The sequence below is a fragment of the Streptomyces sp. NPDC044921 genome (assembly GCF_056432865.1).
In genome coordinates this window covers 18,721-38,972 of the sequence record NZ_JBWKIF010000026.1, presented here as the reverse complement: position 1 = coordinate 38,972, position 20,252 = coordinate 18,721, and the positions used below count along the sequence as shown (strand labels likewise).

18 protein-coding genes are annotated in these 20,252 nt (G+C 68.9%); 17 read left to right on the top strand and 1 reads right to left on the bottom strand.

Features of this window, described 5'->3' with window-relative positions; translation table 11 throughout:
- Positions 1 to 52 precede the first annotated feature (52 nt).
- The gene (locus tag AC07DA_RS31315) at positions 53 to 1,441 is read right to left on the bottom strand and encodes an NsdA family TPR-like regulatory protein (protein ID WP_351348633.1); all 1,389 of its coding nucleotides are present in this window, start codon (positions 1,439 to 1,441) and stop codon (positions 53 to 55) included.
- Between the two features lie 343 nt (positions 1,442 to 1,784).
- Between AC07DA_RS31315 and AC07DA_RS31310 the strand changes: the two genes are divergently transcribed.
- From AC07DA_RS31310 to fxlM, 17 genes are all read left to right on the top strand, one after another.
- Positions 1,785 to 2,273, top strand: a complete 489-nt coding sequence (locus AC07DA_RS31310) for an ATP-binding protein (RefSeq protein WP_351348630.1) — start codon at positions 1,785 to 1,787, stop codon at positions 2,271 to 2,273.
- 100 nt (positions 2,274 to 2,373) lie between these two features.
- Positions 2,374 to 3,003 carry an HAD family hydrolase gene (locus tag AC07DA_RS31305; protein ID WP_351348627.1) on the top strand — a complete coding sequence of 210 codons (630 nt, stop codon included), beginning with the start codon at positions 2,374 to 2,376 and terminating at the stop codon, positions 3,001 to 3,003.
- A complete protein-coding gene (locus AC07DA_RS31300) occupies positions 3,000 to 4,853 on the top strand; it encodes a hypothetical protein (RefSeq protein WP_351348624.1) in 1,854 nt (617 codons plus the stop codon). The genes AC07DA_RS31305 and AC07DA_RS31300 overlap by 4 nt, the downstream gene beginning before the upstream one ends.
- A complete protein-coding gene (locus AC07DA_RS31295) occupies positions 4,850 to 5,806 on the top strand; it encodes a thymidylate synthase (protein ID WP_479131593.1) in 957 nt (318 codons plus the stop codon). Before AC07DA_RS31300 ends, AC07DA_RS31295 begins: the two co-directional genes overlap by 4 nt.
- A gap of 8 nt (positions 5,807 to 5,814) precedes the next feature.
- Positions 5,815 to 7,533 carry a carbamoyltransferase family protein gene (locus AC07DA_RS31290; protein ID WP_351349571.1) on the top strand — a complete coding sequence of 573 codons (1,719 nt, stop codon included), beginning with the start codon at positions 5,815 to 5,817 and terminating at the stop codon, positions 7,531 to 7,533.
- Positions 7,518 to 8,582: a glycosyltransferase family protein gene (locus AC07DA_RS31285; RefSeq protein WP_351348618.1), complete on the top strand. Its 1,065-nt coding sequence runs from the start codon at positions 7,518 to 7,520 to the stop codon at positions 8,580 to 8,582. Before AC07DA_RS31290 ends, AC07DA_RS31285 begins: the two co-directional genes overlap by 16 nt.
- A 96-nt stretch (positions 8,583 to 8,678) precedes the next feature.
- Complete coding sequence (locus AC07DA_RS31280) at positions 8,679 to 9,191, top strand: P-loop NTPase family protein (RefSeq protein WP_351348615.1); 513 nt, start codon at positions 8,679 to 8,681, stop codon at positions 9,189 to 9,191.
- Between the two features lie 31 nt (positions 9,192 to 9,222).
- Positions 9,223 to 10,068, top strand: a complete 846-nt coding sequence (locus AC07DA_RS31275) for a class I SAM-dependent methyltransferase (RefSeq protein ID WP_351348612.1) — start codon at positions 9,223 to 9,225, stop codon at positions 10,066 to 10,068.
- On the top strand, positions 10,065 to 10,826 hold the full coding sequence (locus tag AC07DA_RS31270) for a phosphotransferase (protein WP_351348609.1): 762 nt from the start codon (positions 10,065 to 10,067) through the stop codon (positions 10,824 to 10,826). The genes AC07DA_RS31275 and AC07DA_RS31270 overlap by 4 nt, the downstream gene beginning before the upstream one ends.
- A complete protein-coding gene (locus tag AC07DA_RS31265; RefSeq protein ID WP_351348606.1) occupies positions 10,823 to 11,479 on the top strand; it encodes a histidine phosphatase family protein in 657 nt (218 codons plus the stop codon). The genes AC07DA_RS31270 and AC07DA_RS31265 overlap by 4 nt, the downstream gene beginning before the upstream one ends.
- Positions 11,476 to 12,312: a phosphotransferase gene (locus tag AC07DA_RS31260; RefSeq protein WP_351348603.1), complete on the top strand. Its 837-nt coding sequence runs from the start codon at positions 11,476 to 11,478 to the stop codon at positions 12,310 to 12,312. The genes AC07DA_RS31265 and AC07DA_RS31260 overlap by 4 nt, the downstream gene beginning before the upstream one ends.
- A gap of 33 nt (positions 12,313 to 12,345) precedes the next feature.
- Positions 12,346 to 13,347: an NAD-dependent epimerase/dehydratase family protein gene (locus AC07DA_RS31255; RefSeq protein ID WP_351348600.1), complete on the top strand. Its 1,002-nt coding sequence runs from the start codon at positions 12,346 to 12,348 to the stop codon at positions 13,345 to 13,347.
- Positions 13,348 to 13,373: 26 nt separating this feature from the next.
- The gene (locus AC07DA_RS31250; protein WP_351348597.1) at positions 13,374 to 14,495 is read left to right on the top strand and encodes an adenosylhomocysteinase; all 1,122 of its coding nucleotides are present in this window, start codon (positions 13,374 to 13,376) and stop codon (positions 14,493 to 14,495) included.
- A 4-nt stretch (positions 14,496 to 14,499) separates the two neighbouring features.
- Entirely contained in the window at positions 14,500 to 15,066 is a 567-nt protein-coding gene (locus tag AC07DA_RS31245) for an NUDIX hydrolase (RefSeq protein WP_351348594.1), read from the top strand.
- A gap of 22 nt (positions 15,067 to 15,088) precedes the next feature.
- Positions 15,089 to 15,877 carry a 3-deoxy-manno-octulosonate cytidylyltransferase gene (locus AC07DA_RS31240; protein ID WP_351348592.1) on the top strand — a complete coding sequence of 263 codons (789 nt, stop codon included), beginning with the start codon at positions 15,089 to 15,091 and terminating at the stop codon, positions 15,875 to 15,877.
- 460 nt (positions 15,878 to 16,337) lie between these two features.
- A complete protein-coding gene (locus AC07DA_RS31235) occupies positions 16,338 to 18,326 on the top strand; it encodes an ATP-binding cassette domain-containing protein (RefSeq protein ID WP_479131592.1) in 1,989 nt (662 codons plus the stop codon).
- The gene (fxlM, locus tag AC07DA_RS31230; RefSeq protein WP_479131591.1) at positions 18,323 to 20,251 is read left to right on the top strand and encodes a methyltransferase, FxLD system; all 1,929 of its coding nucleotides are present in this window, start codon (positions 18,323 to 18,325) and stop codon (positions 20,249 to 20,251) included. The genes AC07DA_RS31235 and fxlM overlap by 4 nt, the downstream gene beginning before the upstream one ends.
- The last annotated feature ends 1 nt before the right edge of the window (position 20,252 follow it).

Here is a 20,252-nt window from a genome sequence, read left to right as displayed (position 1 = left end):
GCACGGCAAGGCGGTCAGCCACAGCATGCCCGCCTTCACCACCATGGCGCCGTCAGGCTACTCGTTCGAGTACGGCCTTGGCTCGCTCGTCGATCTCCGCCGCCACGCTGATTCCCCGATTGCGGAAAGGGGACAGCACCCGGCGCATGTTCACGGCTGCCTCGCGTGCTCTGCCCGACTGGACGCCCTCCATCGCGTCCAGGGCCTGTGCCCACGTGTGGCACGCGGCCTCCACGTTCCCCTTGCGGGCCTGCACAGTGCCCATGTAGCCCAACGTCACCGCGTGGGTCCGGCTGAAGGTGTCGGCCTTCCTGGTCAGCACGCTGTTGTTGAATTCTTGGAGCGCTCCGTCGAGATCGCCGAGCGTCCACAGGGTGCGGGCGGTCTCGTGGGCCAGGGAAGCCCGCTGGAAGAACCACACCCGACTCGGATCCTCGTCACCGACGTCAGCCGCAGCCAGGTCGTCCTCGGCGCGGAGAAGCGCTGCGATCGCGGCCCGCTTCTGTCCGTTGGCAGCAAGACTGCGTGCCTGCACCACTCCGAGCAGTGCCCGCTCGCGAGGCGTCGCGAGGGTGTACCGCTTACGCTCCACGGAAGCCGTGGCGAGGTCGACGGCAGCCCGTGGGTGGCCGAGATCCGTTGCCTGGTGAGCCATCGCCCGCAGGATGTGGCCGGCGAGGGGAGCGTCGTCGGCTTCCGCCGCGAGCTTCAGCGCCAGCGTGAAGTAGCGCCGCGCGGCCTCATGGTGAGAGGCGTCGAAGCTCATCCAGCCGGCGACATACACCGCCTCGGAGGCAGCGGCGAGGAGGGCGCGACGAGTGTCGTCGCTGGTGAATACCCCTCCGACGTACCTGGCAACGTCGTCGACGAGGTACTGGTAGAGGGCCGTGCGGCCATCCATGCCGCCGTGTCGCTGGTCTCTTCGAGAGAAGAACTCTGTCATCTCACGCACAGCGCTGACTTCGGCGGCCCCGACCCTGCGGCTCGTCGCGGCGGGGCGGGACTTTGCCCGTTGGGGAGCCTCATCCCACCACTGCTGTCCAGGCAGAACCAGGCCACCCACCGAGTAGGCGGCGCCGGCCAGCAATCGGCGGCGTTCGAGATCCACGTCGCTTCTCCCAAGGTCTACCAGCGCAGTCAGCGTATCGACGTTCCACTCCGATGCTGCGGCTGCACCCGCCTCCGGCGCGGAGAGCCCAATCTTGGCTGGTGTGATGGGGCGTTGGAGTCGTCGGGACAACGTCTCGCACAAGATAAAGGGCGCTCTGCCCGAGGGCTGTGTTCCCGCCACCCACATGGCGATGTGCGAGCGGCTGGTGCCCAGCAGTTCCCTCGCTTCCACCTCGGCCGCGACCCGCACAAAGGCAGCCGCCACTTTTTGCTGCGACCAGCCTGTTTCCGCGATCGCGTCGGCCAGCTTCACGTTCCGCTCGCGCGCCATCGTCTACCTCGGTTCACCAAAACGATCTTTGACGGGTTTGACGGCCCCGGCAGCCGCCGGGAGATACCGCCGCGATGTGATCCACGGTTCGCTCGTAATCAACGAAACCACCAACTGCCTTTGTCCGGGAGGAAACCGGTGAAGACCAGCCACACGACTGGCACCGACACCCGGACTGTGCCGGGCGACGGGCGCGCTCCCGCTCCGACGTCTGGCGTACGGCACCTCGACCACCCCCCGCCGGTGGCCGTGCTCGTGCAAAACCTCCGCCGCTTCGACCACTCCGACAAGACCGCCGATCGAGTCCTCCGCGGGCTCAAGCACCAGTTGTGAGAAGGCGAGCATGGACCGAATCGAAAGTCTGGGGAGTGTGATCAGCGCTCCCGAACAGAAGAAGACCCTGACGCTCGCCGCCAACGACAGGGCTCCGGGCAAGGCGCGGTCCTTCACCCGGGAAGCGCTGATGGCGTGGGGTGTGGAAGACCTTCTGGACCAGGCTGTACTGATCGTCAGCGAGCTCACCACCAACGCCGAGCGGCACGGCCGAACTCCGGGCGTCGACCTGAGCCTTCCGTCCAGAGCGGAAGGCGAGCCCGTCGAAGAGATCACGCTGACGTTAGCCCTGCAGGCCGGTGTTGTGGGGATCGAGGTCGAAGACAACTCCCCTGAGCCCCCGGTGCCTCAGATCGTCTCGCTCTATGCCACCAGCGGACGGGGCCTACACCTCGTGTCGGCAGCGGCCGACGCCTGGGCTGCCTGCCCCAAGGAAGACGGACGCGGCAAGAGAGTGATCGCTCTCGTGAGGCGCACCGAGTCGCCCTTCACCTCCTAACCCCTTTCCTTGGAGATCCCTGATGTCATCCCGGCTTACGTCCTTACCCGCGCCCACCTCCGGCGGAACGAGGCTGGGCCTCGACACCGAAGCCGTACGTGTGCTGCTGCTGGACCTGGACGGCGTGCTCGTCGACACCCGCCCGGTCATGGAGCGCGCGTGGCGCCAGGTCCGTGAGGACCACGGCCTCGACGTGCCGTTCGGGAAGTACGAACGCCACTTGGGCCGCCCGTTTTCCGACATCATGCAGCAGCTCGGGCTCGCTGAAGCCGAGTCGATCCATCAGACCTACGCCAAGGCGTCAACGGCCGCTTCTCACCTCGCCCGACAGTTCGACGGCGTCGCGGAGGTCCTCCATGCCTTCGCCGCTGCCGACTGGCGGCTGGGGATTGTGACGTCCAAGCCGTTGGCGCGAGCCACCCCTCTCCTGGCTCAGCTCGGCGTCCCTTTCGCCACGGTGCGCACGCCGAACGGGGTAGGGCGGGGCAAACCCGCGCCAGACCCGATCCTGCTCGCCCTGATCGACCTGGGCGCCGACCCGGCCGATGCCCTGTACGTCGGAGACATGGCGGTCGACCAGGAGGCAGCCCGTCGCGCCGGCGTCTCGTACGTGCACGCAGCCTGGGGCTACGGCACCCCGAGCCCTCCGGCCCCCGTGGTCGCCAAATCGCCGAAGGACCTGCTGCGGCTCATGGACACCGGGCCGATCCTCGAAGGGAGCCTGGTATGACGCCGACCAAGCGCAGCGCCTTGGGCATCGCCCGCGTCGACTCCGATGGCAAGCCCCTCTGGGCGCTGGTCGGCGAGGGCGCGCTCGCGACCATGAAGTCCGACCGGATCACGACCTCCCAACTGGAGGCCCTGCCCATAGACCAACGCGATGCTGAAGCACGGGTCAACCATGTGGTGGAGGCCCTCGAAGCGTACGGCGCCGACCTCGCGAGGACTCCGGGTGGCGCGGGGTGGCTGTACGTCCAGCACGTGCCGGCGCGGCGCCTGGTGGCACAGGTCGTACGTAAGCTGGCGGCGCTCAGCGCGTGGGAGCCGTTCGCCAAGGCCCCAGGTCCGCTGAGACTCGCGCCCTACGAAGGACTCGTCGGGCTGCGGTCGAGCAGCTCCCGCGAGTACCGGGCGTACACGGTCACCTGGTCGGGCATTGCCTACCTGCTCGGAGCCGCAGCCCTTCACAATCCCCTCCGATCCGCGCAGTTACGCAACCTCCCCCCTGCCCTGACGGCCGCATCGGTGCCGAGTTCGGCTCCCTCGGAGCTTCCAGTGAGCGAGGTGGTGGCGTTGTCGTGGTCGTCCCGTCACGCGGCCACTCTGCTGCCAGTGCTGGAGGAGCTGGCCAGGAGCGGGCGCCCCAGCCTCGTGGTGGACTTGGCGACCGACCCGGCGGAGCGGTGCCCGGCTTCGGGCGTCGCGGGGGTGACCCTGTGCTCGCCTCCGCCCAGTCTCTTCGACCTCTCCGGCGTCGTGGACGGGCTGAGGCCGCAGGATGACGGCCCCGTCGTTCGAGTCGACGAGCACGAGCTCCGACTGGCCCGATTGCTCCGCCTCGTGTCCGTACTTCTGGAGACGAGCGGCGGGTGCACCCAGCCATCTTGGCGATCCGTGGTCCGGGCGGAGACATGGTTGGACGGCGTTCTCGCCGCCGTACGGCCGCATACCGTCCTGGTCAGCAACGACACCAGCCCGCTGGGTACGCTGGCCGTACATGTGGCAGAGCGCCATGGGATGAACACGGTGCACGTCCAGCACGGGGCCTGGACGGCTGAGTCGGTCGCATGGCCCGCCCTGCACAGCCGCGACATCGTGGTCATGGGTGAGCGGGACCTCCCCCTCGCGAAGGAGTGGGTGCGCCACCCTGACGCCGAAGTCCATGTCCTGGGCCAGCCCCGCTTCGATGTACTCGCTGGCCTCGGCCGCGATACCCAGCGGCGCTACCTGGAACATCTGCTGGCCCACGGCCCGCGTCGCAGTCCTGCCCGTATCGCGGTGTGGGCCTGCCAGCCCCTCGGTCCTGACCGGCTCAAGGCCCAGGCCGACCTGCTGCTGGACGGTCTGTGGCAGGCCGGCAGCGACTGGGGCCTCGTCATCGCGCCGCACCCGGCGCAGAGCATCGACGTCTTCGCCCCCCTGCTCGAACGGCACGGTCGGCCGCTCATGGCCGTGGCCGATCCCCGGGTCAGCGCTCGTGGCTGCCTCGCCGGTGCCGACGCCCTGGCAAGCGCCTATTCGACGTGCGGCATCGAAGCCGCGCTGATGGGCGTGCCGGTGCTCGAACTGGGTTCGCCCGGCGAGCGCACGCTCGGACTCTCCGACCACGGCCTTGCACGGCGGTGCAGCACCGCCGATGACATCGCCGACGCTCTCGTCGCACTGCGCGGTCCGCACCCGCCTGCCGACCGGGCGGCGACGGACGCGGTGTGCCGCTGGCGCGGTGACAGCGCAGCCCAAGTCGCATGCCTCATCACCCGCCGCTCGGGCGGCCATGCCATGCACTCCCACCACATCAACCACGATGCCCGCGCCGCCGAGTCCGGACGGCCGCAGGGCGAAGGAGTACCTGTCCGATGACACACCTGACCGCCGACAGCGTCGCCGAACTCTTCGTCGGCGCTGTCGCCCTGGCCAAGAGCGGCGAGAGGGTCAGCCCTCGCGGCATGGCGACCCGTGAGGTGCGAGACGTCCACATGCGGCTGACGCAGCCGCGGGCTCGACTGCTGTACACGCCGCCGGCACGCGTCATCAACCCCGCGTTCGCCGTGGCGGAGACCGTGTGGCACCTCTCCGGTTCGGACGCCCCGTGGATCTTCGATTACAACGCACGCCTGCGGCAGTACGCCGACGACGGTGTCCTGCGGGGCGCGTACGGGCCGCGGATGCGGAAGTGGGCCGGGAAAGTGGATCAGCTGAGCCGCGTCGTCGAGATCCTCAAAGAGGACCCCGACTCCCGCCGGGCCCTGATCCAGCTCTACGACCCGGCCCAGGACGCCGCCGGGCACAAGGACGTGCCCTGCACTTTGGGCTTCGGCTTCCACCTGCGCACCGGCCGCCTGCACATGTCGACAACGATGCGTGGTCAGGACGTGTGGATCGGCATGCCGTACGACCTGTTCTTCTACACCGTGCTGCATGAGCTGGTCGCGGGCTGGCTCGGCGCCGAGCTGGGCGAGTTCCACCACCACGTGGGATCACTGCACATCTACGAGAACCATCTCGACCAGGCGGAAGAGCTGACCGCGGTGACCGCGAGCGCGGTCATGCCGAACCTCACCACACCGTGGCGGGGCTTCGACGATCTGCTCGACCAGGTCGAGGCCCGGGACGTGACCGGCCACCCGGGCTGGGACACGATGGCCGAGACACTGCGCAGCTACCGCCTGTGGAAGGACGGCGCGCGTGAGCAGGCGTGGCGGGTCGCCGACAAGATCGACGGGCCGCTGGGCGAGGCGCTCATCGCCTGGTACGGCGAGCTGAATCGTCATGCCGGCGCCTCGACCGCGCGCGAGACGGCGGGGACGCGGTGATGGCCACCATGGACCGCGCGCCCTCGGTCATCCTCGGGCTGTGTTCCTTCACGCACGACTCCTCCGCTGCCCTGCTGGTAGACGGGGAGCTAATCGGCTTCGTGGAGGAGGAGCGCCTCTCCCAGCACAAACACACCAAGGACTACCCCGGCTACGCAGTCGAGTGGCTGCTCGGCGAGGCCCGGCTCACCGCGGCCGACGTCGACGCCGTCGCCTACAACTTCCAGCCCGCCCACTACCTGGCCGAGTCCCCAGCAGCCCTGCGCCTGTCTCTGTCGCCGACGACGCGCGATCGGGCGCTGCCGAGGGCTCACGGCTTCACCAAGGTGGCGCTGCGCACCCATCTGCGAACCCGCGCCCTCGGTCGGCGGTTCCCCTCCGCTGGCGTCATCCCTGTCTTGCACCACCGGGCTCACCAGCTGACGGCCTTCGCCGCCTCAGGGTGGGACGAGTCCGCCGTGCTCATCGTGGACAGCCTCGGCGAGCGGCAGACCACCACCATCGCCTGTGGACACAACGCGCTCCACCCTTCCACCCGCACCCTGGAGGCGATCAACGACCCTGCCTCCCTGGGCTATGTGTACGGCGCGGTCACCGAGCACCTCGGGTGGCGCCGTGGTGACGAGGAGGGCACCGTGATGGCGCTCGCCGCCCTCGGCGATCCGGAGCGGTTCCGCCCACTTTTTGCCCGGGCCCTGCGCACAACACCCACGGGCTTTTCGGTCGACCCCGCCTACTTCCCGCCGCGCGTGCTGACCTCGGGCTACCCGAGGACCTCTCGCCGCTTCATGGACGAGACGTGCCCCGAGCGCCACCCGAGCGAGCCGATCCAAGACGTCCACCGGGATTTGGCCGCCGCCCTCCAGGAGCGCACCGAGCAGGTGATGCTGCATCTGGCCCGCAGGGCCCGGATGATCACCAGATCGCGCCGCCTGTGTGTCGGCGGTGGAGTCGCCACGAACTGCGTGAGCATCGGGCGGATCGTCGAGGCCGGAATTTTCGACGAAGTCTTCGTCCCGCCCGCCCCGGGCGACGCCGGCACCGCGATCGGGGCCGCCATCGCCGCACACACCGGCAGCCGCAGCCGGCGGCCCGTGTCCGGCGTCGCCCGGGCCTGCTATCTCGGCCCGTCGTACCAGCACCAGGCCCTTGACCTCACGCCATGGCCCGGGCTCCAGCAGAAGACGCTGGGCGTGGAGTCCGCCGAGTTCCTCGCCGACCAGCTTGCCCACGGCATGATCGTCGGGCTCTTCCAGGGACGAGTCGAAGCCGGCCCTCGCGCCCTTGGGAATCGCTCGATCCTCGCCTCTCCATTGGAGCCCGGGGTCGTCGAGCGTCTGAACGCCACCGTGAAGTTCCGGGAGCCGTTCCGCCCATTCGCCCCCATGGTCCTGGCCGAACGCGCCGCGGAGTTCTTCACCCTCGGCCAAGAGGCGCCGTACATGTCGATGGCGTCCGGCGTAACCGACGAGGCGCGCGAGCGCGTGCCGGCCATCGTGCACGCCAACGGCACCTCCCGCCTCCAGACCGTCACCCGGTCGCAGAACGCGTTCATGCACGACGTGCTGAGCGCCTTCGCCCGCCGTACAGGGGTGCCGGTGCTGATCAACACCTCCCTCAACGTCAAGGGCAAGCCGATCTGCGGAACACCAGAGATGGCGCTGGACTGCCTGGCCAACTCCGGACTGGACGCCCTGCTGCTGGAAGGTCGGTGGATCACAAAGTGAAGATCGGATACAGCTTCTGGGGATTCCTCGGCAACGGAATCACCGACACCCCAGACGGGGGCCGCAGCCACCGCCGGCCCCTGATCGACGCCCTCCTCGGCCGCGGCCACGAGATCGTCTTCCTACAGGCCAACCGCGACCTGATCGAGGCTGGCGACGACCTCGGCAACGCCTACGCCTTCCACAGCGGCACCCCGGACATCGACGTCCTGTTCCTGGAGTGGCGCTGGGCAATCGACGGGCGCAACACCACCCCGTGCGGCACCGAGGGGCACACCTGCGACCTGCACCGCCAGACAGAGCTGGTCACCTGGTACACAGTTCGGCTCGGCACCCCGACCGTGATCTGGGATAAGGACCGCCAGCTCCGGCCGGACAGCGTGTGGCGGCGTATCCGCCAAACCACTGTGTGCGAGGCCGCTCTCGAACCTACGGCGAACGCCCACCGCCTGCTCTTCCCGGTCGACGACCGTCTCCTCGATGAGGCGGATCCGATCGTGCTCGCCAAGAAGCCCAGGGATCTCGTCCTCGGGTACGTCGGCAACCAGTACGACCGCGACGAGCATTTCGACCGCTTCTTCGCGTCGGCCGCCACCCGCTTCGATCACCTGGTCGGGGGCAAGTGGACCAAGACCGGTCGCTGGCCGCACGTCCGGTTCCTCGGCAGGCTCCCCTTCGAGGCGGTCCACGCCGTGTATGGCAGGTCTCTGGCAACCGTGCTGATGCTGCCGGAGCGGTACGCCGTCGTCGGGCAGATGACGCAGCGGATCTTCGAGGCCGTCCTCGTCGGCTGCCTGCCGCTCACCCCTGCCGACATCCTGCACGCGGACCGCTTCGTGCCCAAGGAACTGATCGTCAGCTCCGGCAGCGAGGTGATCGAGCGGCTCGCCCACCTCCAGCGGATCGCCGGCACCCAGCAGCACGCGGACCTGATCGCAGCCTGCCTGGACCGCCTGGACCTGTTCCGCCTGAGTCGGCAGGTAGACGCGTTGGAAGCCGTACTGGACACGGCTGCCAGCCCCGTAAATGTGGAGCGGGGAGCGGCGTGATGCAGCTGGCTTCCCAGACCATGGCACCTGGATCATCCGAACGTGTCCGACCGGGCGGTCCGACCGGGCACCCGAGCGCCTCTACGCTGGAGCACCATGAAGAAGGTCGCCATCGTCGGCTGCGGAGGCAGCGGCAAGTCCTACCTGGCACGCGAGCTGGGCAGGATCCTCGACGCCCCGGTCACTCACCTGGACGCCGCGTTCTACGACGACGCGTGGAACGCGCTGCCCATGGAGAAGTTCGCCGCCCTGCAGCGGGACCTGGTCGCGCAGCCGAAGTGGGTGATCGACGGCAACTACAACTCCACCTTGCAGATCCGGCTCGAAGCCTGCGACACGGTGGTCCTCATGGACGTCTCGACCGTGGCCGCGCTGTACGGGATCTTCTCCCGTCAGGTCCGGCACGGGGCAGGGCACAAGGGCAACGGGGTGCACAACCGCATCCACTGGGGCGTGATCAAGTACGTGGCGACGTACCGCCGCAAGATGCGCCCGCGCGTCATGGCCAAGATCGAGGAATTCGCCTCGGGCCGTGCCGAGGTGGTGCTGCTGCGCAACCGGCGACAGACGCACCGCTGGCTGGGCAAGGTCGCCGCCGAGCACCGCTGAGCGCTCCGCGCCCCCGAGGGGAGGGTGCGGCATGAGCGGCGCCAACCCGTTCCTGGACCCCGCGCGGCAAGCGGAGCTGTATGGGCACGCCTCGCGGCTGGCCGGCCGGTCCAATGCCCTGATGCGGGCAAAAACCTCCGGACGCCCGGTACCAGACACGATCGTGCGCCTGGTGCGCGCCCACCACGAGCGGGCAGACAAGCTCGGCCTGGTCTTGGACGTCGGCTGTGGTCGCGGTACAAGCAGTCTGGCCCTGGCCCAGCAACTCCGGCCGCAGCGGGTACTCGGTCTCGACGCGGCTCCGGCCTTGATCGAACAGGCCCTGCACCGCGCTCAACGGCTCCCCAACGTCCCAGTCAGCTTCCTCATGGGCAACTTCCACCAACTGCCGCTTCCTGCCCAGTCATTCGACGTCGCTGTCGCAGCCTTCTGCCTTTACCACTCACCGCAGCCTCAGACGGTGGTCGCGGAGATGAAGCGGGTGCTGGCTCCGGGAGGGCTGGCCGTGCTCGTCACGAAGGGACTCGACAGCTACTGGGAGATGGACCAGCTGGTCGCTGCCGCCGGCCTCGACCCGCGGGCCGAGCAGCACGAGAGCCTGTACATCTCGGCGCACAGCGACAACCTCGCCCACCTGGCCGCCGTGTCGCTCGACGTACTCGCTGTGGAGCACGAGGAACACCGCTTCACCTTCGACGGACACGACCACGTGGCGGAGTACCTGGCCACCAACCCGAAGTACGACCTCGCCCCGGGCCTTTACGGCAATCCTGGCGCGCTCGCGGCAACACTGCATGAGTTCCTGCCGGACCGGCCCCTCACCACCAAGTCCCTCGTCACCTTCGTGGTGGCCCAGTCAGGGGGAGGACGGTCGTGAGCGTTCGCCAGTTCACCAAGCACTACGAGACCCCCGGCCGGGTGGCCTCGGCAGCCCGCCATCACGCCTGGCTCGTCGAGCACGCACCGCCGCTGCGGCTTCCGGCGCTGACGGTGGTGGGGCCGACGAGCCTGACATACGAGTGGATCGACGGCCGTCCTGCCCGGACCGAGGACCTGCCGGCCCTGGCTGGGTTGCTGGGCGATGTCCACGGGGCCGCCTGGATCACCGACCTCCGGCCGGCCGCGCTCTACAGGCCCCACCGTTTCCGTGACGGCATCGCGTTCGGCGACTACATCGGTCCCCGGCAGGCTGCCCTGCGAAGAAGGCTGGAACAGGGGTACCTGCCGGACCGCGGGGCCTTGCACGCATTGCTGACGCTGCTGGAGAAGACCGCCGAGGGGCCGACCGCCTTCTACAAGGACAGCAACCCGCGAAACTTCATCATCACCGAGGCCGGCGAGATCTACACGGTCGACACCGACGATCTGACGCTGGCGCCGATGGGTTACGACCTGGCGAAACTGATCGCGACGCTGGTCCTGACGTACGGGCCTTTGCCGGCTCCAACCATTGACTCGGCCCTGCGCGCCTACAACGAGGCCGCCGTACGCCACGACCCCCAGCTTGGCATCACGGATCGCGAGCGGCTCGACGACTTCCTCGCCCTGCACGCCGTGCTGACCGCTCCGTACGCCGGGCGCAACGGCTACCGCTACAGCTGGTTGCCCCGACCCTGCCCCCGAGGATCCGCATGATCACCACCGAACTCGTCTTCGTCCGCCACGGCGAAGCCCAGTGCAACGTCGACGGCCTGGTAGGCGGCCCGCGCACCTGCACCGGGCTTACCAACCGCGGATACGCACAGACCGAACATGTCGCGCTCCGCCTCGCCATCGAGCACCGCGACAAGCCGTTCGACGCCCTGTACACCGGCCCGCGCCTCCGCCTGCGCCAGACCGGCGAGATCATCAGCCAGGCCCTCAACCTCCCCATGTCCACCGACGACCGCCTCGACGGTCCGGTCCACGGTGCCGCCGACGGCAGACCCTGGGCCGAGGTGAAAACCGCCGCCGACGGCGGGCCGCACGCCCACCCGGACAGGCCCTGGGCTGCTGGATCCGACACGTGGAACGGCTACCTGGAGCGGGCAGGCCGCCTCCTACGGGAGCTCATCGACCATCACGAGGGTGAGCGCATCCTGTTCGCCGCGCACGGCGAGACCGTGATCGTCGCCCACACCCTGCTCCTGGGAATCCCGCTCGGATCTCCGGCCGGGTTCACGGTCTCTCACGGGTCCATCACCCGGTGGCAATACCACCTCAACCGGCTTGGGCAGAGACGGTGGATGCTCGACCGCCACAACGACACGGAGCACCTGGCCGCCTTATCGCAGGAGGCTGTCGCGTGATCACGCTGTCCGATGATCCGCGGCTGAGCCTGGCACGCGGCGCGCTGGGAGCGGTCCGGATCGTGCACGATCCGACTCTCCCGCCCCGAGTCCTACGTCTCGTCGACGCCGACGGCAATGAGTTCTTCGCCAAGCAGCACAGCGAACGCGACCGATACACCCGAGAACTCCATGCCTATCTCGCCTGGGGAGCTCACCTGATCGGGCACGTCCCCCGAGTGGTGGGCCAGCAGGACAGAACATGCACCCTGCTGCTCACAGCGGTGCGCGGCGTACGGGCGGATACGGTCGCGCCCGGGTCGCCGGAGGAGGAGCAGGCTCACTACGAGGCCGGGCGCGTGCTGGGCAAGCTGCATCACGCCACCTCGGTACCGCGTACCGGCGCCGTCGGCACGGAACTCGCCCAGCGGCTACGCGAGTGGATCGTCCGTGCAGTCCGGGCCGGCCTCATCTCCACGGCCGAACGCGACCGCATGAGCCACAGCGCGGACGTCCTGGCGAACACGCTCATGGACAGCGCGGTGTGCCACCTCGACTACCAGCCGCGAAACTGGCTCCTTGGGGAGGTCTTCGGGATGTGCGACTTCGAGCACATGCGCCGGGACGCCCGCATCCGCGACTTCGCCCGGCTCGAATTCCGCCGCTGGCAGGCCGCCCCCTACCTCCGCACGGCCTTCTTCGCCGGATACGGAACGCCGCTGAACGACACCGAACAGCGACTGCTGGAGTCCTTCGGCGCGATCGAGGCCGTCACCGCCCTGGTCCGCGGACACGAGCAGGACGATCTCGCCCTCAGCGCCCACGGCCGCACCGTTCTCGCCCGGCTCGCCTGAACCACCACCCTCCTCGGATTCCTGGAGAACTCCGTGTCACAGCACGCATCCCACCTGACCACCACCGTCCCCCGCCGGGCCGTGGTGACCGGCGCCGCCGGCTTTATCGGCTCCCACCTCGCCCATGCCCTCGTCCAGGCCGGCGCCGTCGTCGTCGGCGTCGACCGCCGCGACCCGGCCACCGACCCCACGGCCGCAGCCAACCTTGCCGCCCTGCAGAGGCTCCCGGGGTACATGCACGTCACCGCTGACCTCCTCAACTGCGCGATCGAGCCGCTTCTCGTGGACGCGAACGCCGTCTTTCACCTGGCCGGCATCCCCGGGGTACGCCCCTCCTGGGGACCACAGTTCAGCGAGTACGTCGCCTCCAACGTTCTCGCCACCCACCGCGTCATGGACGCCATCACCCGCATGGGCATTCCCCGGCTGGTGGTGGCCTCATCCTCCAGCGTCTACGGCCCCACCGAGGGCGGTCCGAGCGTCGAAACCGACCGGCCACAGCCGGCATCCCCGTACGCGGTCACGAAACTCGCCGAGGAGCAGCTCTGCCTCGCGCACTCCGCCCAGGCCCATTGCCCCACCAGCGTCGTCGCACTGCGGTACTTCACCGTTTACGGCCCCCGGCAGCGCCCCGACATGTTCACGCACCGCGCCCTCACGGCCGCCCTGACCGGCCAGGCACTACCTCTGTACGGAGACGGGCACCAGCGCAGGGACTTCACGTACATCGACGACGCGGTCGCCGCCACCATCGCCGCGGCCACGATCCCGACCGCCAGCGGAGTGATCAACGTGGGCGGTGGTTCGAGCGCCTCCCTGCTGGAAGTGATCAACATCGCGAACAGCCTCTCAGGCCGCGAGATCCAAATTCACCAGGAAAACCCCCGCAGCGGCGACGTCCTCACCACCCGCGCCGACCCTAGCCGTGCCCATGAGGTCTTGGGCTGGCAGCCCCAGGTCGACCTTCACAACGGCATGCGAGCCCACATGCAGACGCTGGCTGCCGAGACCGCAGCGTACGGCCGCGCGGCATAACCAACGGGACACCAGGAGGAGTTGCAGTGGAGAGTCCTGAAAAGGCGCGACTGGAAGCCTTCTTCCGGCAGATCACAACACGGTTCCCCGCTGGCGAGCACGTCACCACGCTGATCATCACGCACCTGCTCTCCGAGCGGCCGGCGTTCCTCCGCGCGATGGCCGCGACGTCCACGGTCGGTGCTGTACTACCCAAGCCCAGGTCCGTCGACCAGCCGACGTTAGAAAAGGTCCGACGTGCCTTCACCATCCATGACCTGAACCGAGAACTGTTTGCCGACTCGACCTGGGCGTTGGAGTACCTGGAGGACACAGCGGGCGGCCGGAACGTCATCCTGATAGACATCGGCGGCTACTTCGCGCCGTGCCTCGACACCCTGGTAGAGAAGTTTTCCGGCCGCGTCCTCGGCGTCGTCGAGGACACCGAGAACGGACACCAGCGGTACGCGGCACTCGACCGCCTGCCCTGCCCCGTCGTCTCGGTGGCCCGCTCCCCGCTGAAGGACTGCGAGGACCACCTAGTGGGCCGGTCCATCGTCTTCTCGACCGACGCCCTAGTACGCGCCCGCGGCGACATTCTGACCAGCCGAAACGCCTGCGTCATCGGGTTCGGCAAGGTCGGCCGGGCCATCGCTCAGACGCTGCGCGCCCAAGACCTGCGCGTCACCGTCCACGACACCGATCCGGTCAAGAGAGTGCAGGCGCATTCCCATGGCTTCCGTACGAGCGCGTCGACGGCCGAGGCGCTCCGGGAGGCGGAACTCGTCATGTGTGCCACAGGCAACCTCGCTCTACGCCAAGGCGATTTCTCCGCACTACGCAACGGGGCGTATCTCGCCTCGGTGACGTCCTCAGAGGACGAACTTGAACTCGGCAGCCTCCATGGCCTCTACAAGCGCACCCCGGTCAACGAGCACCTGACGCGTTACGAGATCACGGGCCACTACTTCTACGTCCTTGCTGACGGCGGCGCCGTCAACTTCGTGCACGGCGCCGCCGTCGGCTCATACATCCATCTCGTTCAGGCCGAAATACTCGCCGCCACCGCGGCCCTTAGCCACGGCCGCTTCCAGTCCGGTCTCCACGAAATGCCCGCACCCGACCGCCAAGCCATCGCCAGGATCTGGTTCGACTACTTCGACAGGTGATCCCATGCCGCCTTCCCCCGACCACATCCGCGCCACCGTTGAGGCGTACCTCACCCGCCACCCTTCCGAGCGGGACGCCCTGGCTGCGCTCTTCGTCGTCCTTACCGGCGAGGACGATCCGACCAGCCGCAAGACCTTTCCCACGCACGTCACCTGCAGCGCCATCGTCATCAACAGCAACGACCGGGTGCTCCACATTCAGCACAACGCCACGGGCAAGGCCCTCGCTCCCGGCGGCCACAACGAGCCAGGCGACAAAGACCTTCCCGGTGCCGCCCTTCGTGAACTGGGCGAGGAGGCCGGCATTCCTCGCGATGCCGTCGTCCCCCTCCCCGGCTTCGAGACCGTGCCGCTGGACATCGACGTACACGACATCGCCGCCAACCCCGCGAAGGGCGAGCCGGCACACCAGCACGTGGACTTCCGCTGGGCCTTCCTCATTCGGACCGAACACGCCGTGAGGCTCCAAACCGAAGAGGTCAGCGGCTACGAGTGGCGGTCCTTCGAGGACTCTGCCTCGCCGACCGTCCGCGCCAAGCTGGCCCTCCTCCCCCGCCCCACCCATTCCTGACACTCACCGACGGGAGTACGCCGTGGCAGCCACCACCGCCGCACCGCCGAGCACCGCGCGCCACCACCACATAGCGGTCATCCCTTGCCGCTGGGGAGCCTCCCGGTTTCCGGGAAAGCCCCTTGCGCAGCTGGGGGACAAGCCACTGCTGTGGCATGTCCACCAGCGCTGCCTGGAGGCAAAGTGCCTCGACGGGGTGGTGGTCGCCACCGATGACGAGCGCATCGAGAAGGCGTGTCACCGCCTGGGCGTCGAGTGCATGCGGACAGGCGAACACCTCACCGGCACGGACCGCGTCGCGGAGTGCGCAGAACGCCTGCCCGCAGACGCCTACATCAACGTCCAGGGGGACGAGCCGTTCATCTCCCCCACCGCGATTGACGCTGTCTCCCGAGCCATGGAGCACCTGGCACCCAGAGCCCTGGCAGTGAACGCATACACAGAGCTGGACGACGCCGGTGCCGTCCTGGACCACAACGTCGTCAAGGTCGTCGTCGACGCCGAGCACAACGCCCTCATGTTCTCCCGGCAGCCGATCCCCTACCCGCGCGGTGACCGGCCGAGGTACCTGCGTCAGCTCGGTCTCTACGGCTTCACCCGAACGGCCCTCGACACGTTCCGGCGTCTCCCTCAGGGGCCGCTGGAACGTACCGAAGGCGTGGAGATGCTGCGCTTCATCGAGCATGGCCACGACGTACGGATGCTCGGCGTCGCGGACGATGGGTTGGCGGTCGACACTCCCGAGGACCTCGCGAGGGCCGGCACCTTGTTGCGGACTCACACCGGGCGGGCGATCGCCCGCTTCTCCTGATGACCGCGGTCGACCGCCAGTCCCTGGATCCGGCGCTCTGCTCACACGCTTCGACGAGACCGCGCCCGTCCCCGGCGCCGCAGCAGCATGCTCGGCGTTTTGGCCACCGCCGCTCCGACCCCTGACCCAGGGGCCGCAAGGGTCGATGCCACCCGCAAGCTCCGGCGCGCGCTGAATCCCAGGGTTACCAACACGACCGAAACACATGTGTTCGAAATTGCGGCTGGCTCGTTGAGCCACACGAACCAGCCGCACAACCGTCAAGGGGGACCACGTTGACTTCGGCCAGAACACCAGCGCATGCGACTCCCCATAACGTGGCACGAGGGGATGGGTACTCGTACCGCGACGAGTCCAGCGGCATGGCCTCTGTGCGGATGATCATGGTCGCCACCATGGCGCGGGGGCTGCCCACGCCGGCTCTCCGGTCGCTGAGCTGCTCCGAGCCGGGAGGCGCCCGGTGAAGAGGTTCTTCGGACGCGTGCGGATGGCGGAGCCGGAGGTCTCCGACGCCGAGGAGGAACTCTTCGGCGGTCCTTTGCGCTACGACTTGGGCTGGTCGGAACACGAGCGTGCCCGGCTGGACTTAACGATGATGTCGGCTCTGCGCTCCATGCCCGGTCTGGTCGGGGCGACCTTGCGGATGGCGTGGCGTGCCGACCGCCGCGCGCTGCTCACGGTCGCCGTCAGCGAAATCGGGCAGGGTGTCGCCGCGGCGGTCGGGTTGCTCGCGGTCAACGCCGTCATGCACGCGCTGCTCGGCTCGGGCACCGCCGAGCAGCGGCTGCACGCGGTGCTGCCGGGCCTGGTCGCCGCCGCAGCAGCGGCCGTGGTCAACTCGGGTCTGGCCGGCTGGTCCACCTCGCGGGCGGGCCGGCTGGAGCCGCTGGTCGAGCGGATCGCCACGACCCAGTACCTGGCCGCAGCCGCGTCGGTGGAGCTGGAGGCCATCGAGGACCCGGAGTTCCGACGCCTGATCGATGTCGCCCAGTACGGCGCCGCATCCGCCCGCCGCATGATCAGCGCCTGCGTGGCCGCGCTGAACGGCACCATCTCCCTGATCTCCACGGCCAGCGTCCTCACCATCCTCCACCCGGTGCTGCTGCCGCTGCTGATCCTGATCGCGGCGCCGCGCGGCTGGGGCGCGATGCGGGTGGCGCAGGAACGGTACGTGTCGGTGATGACCTGGGTCGAGCACGTACGGGCCAGCCGCCTCATCGGGAACCTGCTCACCGAGCGCTCCGCCGCGCAGGAGGTGCGCATCCATGCCGTCGGGCCGTTCCTGCTCAGCCGCTACGAGCGGATGGCCGAGAGCGCCGAGGCCGAGCAGGAGCGGCTGGCCGTCGGCAAGGCGGTCACCGAGTGGGTGGCCGCCGCGTTGTCCGGGCTCGCCATGGCGGCGACGTACGCGGCCATGTTCTGGCTGATCACGAGCGGGCACATGAGTCTGGCCGTGGCCGGGACCGCCGTCATCGCCGTCCGGTCCGGCTCGGCGAGCCTGGGCGCGCTGGTGATGAACATCAACCAGCTGCACGAGGAGTCCCTCTACGTCCGCGACCACGCCCGCTTCCTGGACGAGGCGGCGCGGCGCACCATTCCCAGCGGGGGCGATCCCGTTCCGACGCGGGTGAGGCAGGTCGCTCTGGAAAAAGTGAGCTACCGCTACCCGGACCGGGAAGCCCCCGCCCTGGACGAGGTCTCCCTCACGCTGCCCATGGGCTCGGTCACCGCCGTGGTCGGCGAGAACGGCTCAGGCAAGAGCACTCTGATGAAGGTGTTGTCGGGCCTGTTGCTGCCGCAGAGCGGGATCGTGTGGTGGGGAGAAGCGGACATCGCTTCCCTGGACCGCTCCGATGTCTTCGACCGCGTCTCACTGCTCACCCAGGACTTCCAACGCTGGCCCGTGACAGCGGCGTTGAACATCCGTATCGGCCGGCCCGCCCGGCCGGCCGATCCCGAGCACCTGCAGCCTTCGGTGGACTACGCGGGTGCCGGACCGGTCATCGCAAAACTTCCCGAAGGGCTGCGCACCCTGCTGGCCCGGATGTTCCGCGGCGCGAGCGAACTGTCCGGCGGCGAGTGGCAGAAGATCGGGCTCGCCCGGACCCACTGGCGCAGCGCCACCTCGGATGCCGACGGCGTGCTCATCGTGGACGAGCCCACCTCCGCCCTCGACCCGGAAGCGGAGATCGCCGCCTTCGACCGCATCCGCCGGCTCGCCGCCCCGAACCGGGCCGTCGTCCTGGTCACCCACCGCATGTCCGGCGTCCGCCACGCCGACCGCATCTACGTCCTGCACCACGGACGCCTCGTAGAGCACGGCAGCCACGACGAACTCATGGCCGCCCAAGGCCGCTACGCCTCGATGTTCGACGCGCAAGCCGCCCAGTACGCCCCCGCGGGCACCATCCCCCGCCCCGGCTCCCCCACCATCGCAGATCCCGCATGACCCGCTCGAAAGGCCCCCGGGTGACGACTCCCCCCACGACCGCACAGGAACACGATCCCAGTGCACTGCGGCACCGGCTCGTCGACCAGCTCCTCGCGGCTGGCCACGTACGCACCGCCACTGTCGAGGCCGCCCTGCGCAGGGTTCCCCGCCATGCCTTCGCACCGGAAGTGCCCGTTAAGACCGCGTACGCCGATGACATCATCCCCACACGCCACACGCCCGACGGCCGGATCAGCAGCTCCGTCAGCGCACCGTGGCTCCAGGCCGTCATGCTCGAATCGGCCCGCCTCCGGCCTGGCCACCATGTCCTGGAGGTCGGCTCAGGCGGTTACAACGCCGCCTTGATCGCCGAACTGGTCGGCCCGACCGGACAGGCCACCACCGTCGACATCGACCCAGACGTCACCGACCGCGCCGCCCGCTTCCTCGCCGCCGCCGGATACGACCGTGTCCGTGTCCTCACCGCGGACGCCGAGTATCTGCCCGCCGATGTCGTCCCCGAAGGCGGATTCGACGCGGTGATCGTCACGGTCGACACCTGGGATCTGCCGTGGATCACCATGGTCGCGGAGGGCGGACGCCTCGTCGCCCCGCTACGCCTCCACCAGTACGTTTGGTCCATTGGGTTCACGAAACACGACGGTGCACTCATCAGTGAGGAGCCACTCACCGTGTGCGGCTTCGTCCCCATGCAAGGCGCCGGCGCATGGGAACCGAATCTACGCACCATCCCAGGCTGCGGCATCCGCCTTGCCTTCGAGGACGGAACACCCATGCCCGTCGACCAGCTGGCCCCGGCCTTCGACATGGCGCCCTCAACGGTTCGTACACACGTCACCGTCGGGGGTGAGGAACCCTTCGACTCCCTCAGCTTCTATCTGGCCGGGGCTCTCCCCGGCTTCTGCCGCCTGTCCGTCGACCCGGACCACCACACCGGCGTCATCAGTCCCCCACCCCCGCACTGGCCCGGCGCGGCCATGGTGCGTGGGAGGTCACTCGCCCGTCTGGCACACGAGCGGATCGGAGACGGCGAAAATGGCAACGGCGCCTACGAGTTCGTCATCCACGGCTACGGACCGGCCGGTCACCTGGCGGCCACAGAAATGGCCGAGCACGTCCGGCACTGGCAGCGCAACCACCGCGCCGCACCCTGCCCGCACATCACGGTCCAGCCCAAGGACGCCACCGGACCGACCGGCGCCTATACCGACGGCCTGCACGTGTTCCATAAGAAACACACGCGGATCAAGATCGACTGGCCCGTCATTCCCGGCGAAGCAGCGCCTGCAGCCCTTGCCGACGCCCAAGACCATGAGCCCTGCTGTTCGGCCCGCTCGCAAAGCGGCCGAGTGGCGACCGTGCCGGCCACCGCCGACTACTGGGAGCCGCTCTGGGCCGGCGGACGCCGGTATCGCGAGGTCACCAGCACCGAGGCAGCGATGCTGGCCGATCATGTCGGACCGGGCCACGGACGCCCGGCACTCGACATCGGCACTGGCGAGGGTTCACTCGCCCGCCACCTTCACCAGCTCGGTTACCGCACCATCGGCATCGACTTCGCGCCCAGCGCCATCGCCGCGGCCCGCAACACCCAGCGGGGCGACGGGCCGGCCTGGCACCTGATGGACTTCGTCTCCGACGACCTCAGCGCCCTGCCGGATGCCGCGTATGCGATCGTCACCTGCCGCCTGGTCTACCGGTGGATCGACGACAAGGCGGCCTTCCTCGACCGCGTCCGACAGGTCCTGGCGCCCGGCGGGACCTTCTGGGTCGTCACCGAACTCGCCGGCCGCCGCGAGGAGGACGATCCGTACAGGCACCTCGGTATCACACCCGCCGAGGCCGAAATCCTCACCGCGGGCTGGTCCGTAGTACGCACCGCCGATCTCGACGTGCTGCGCTGCTATGCACTCCGCCCCTGAA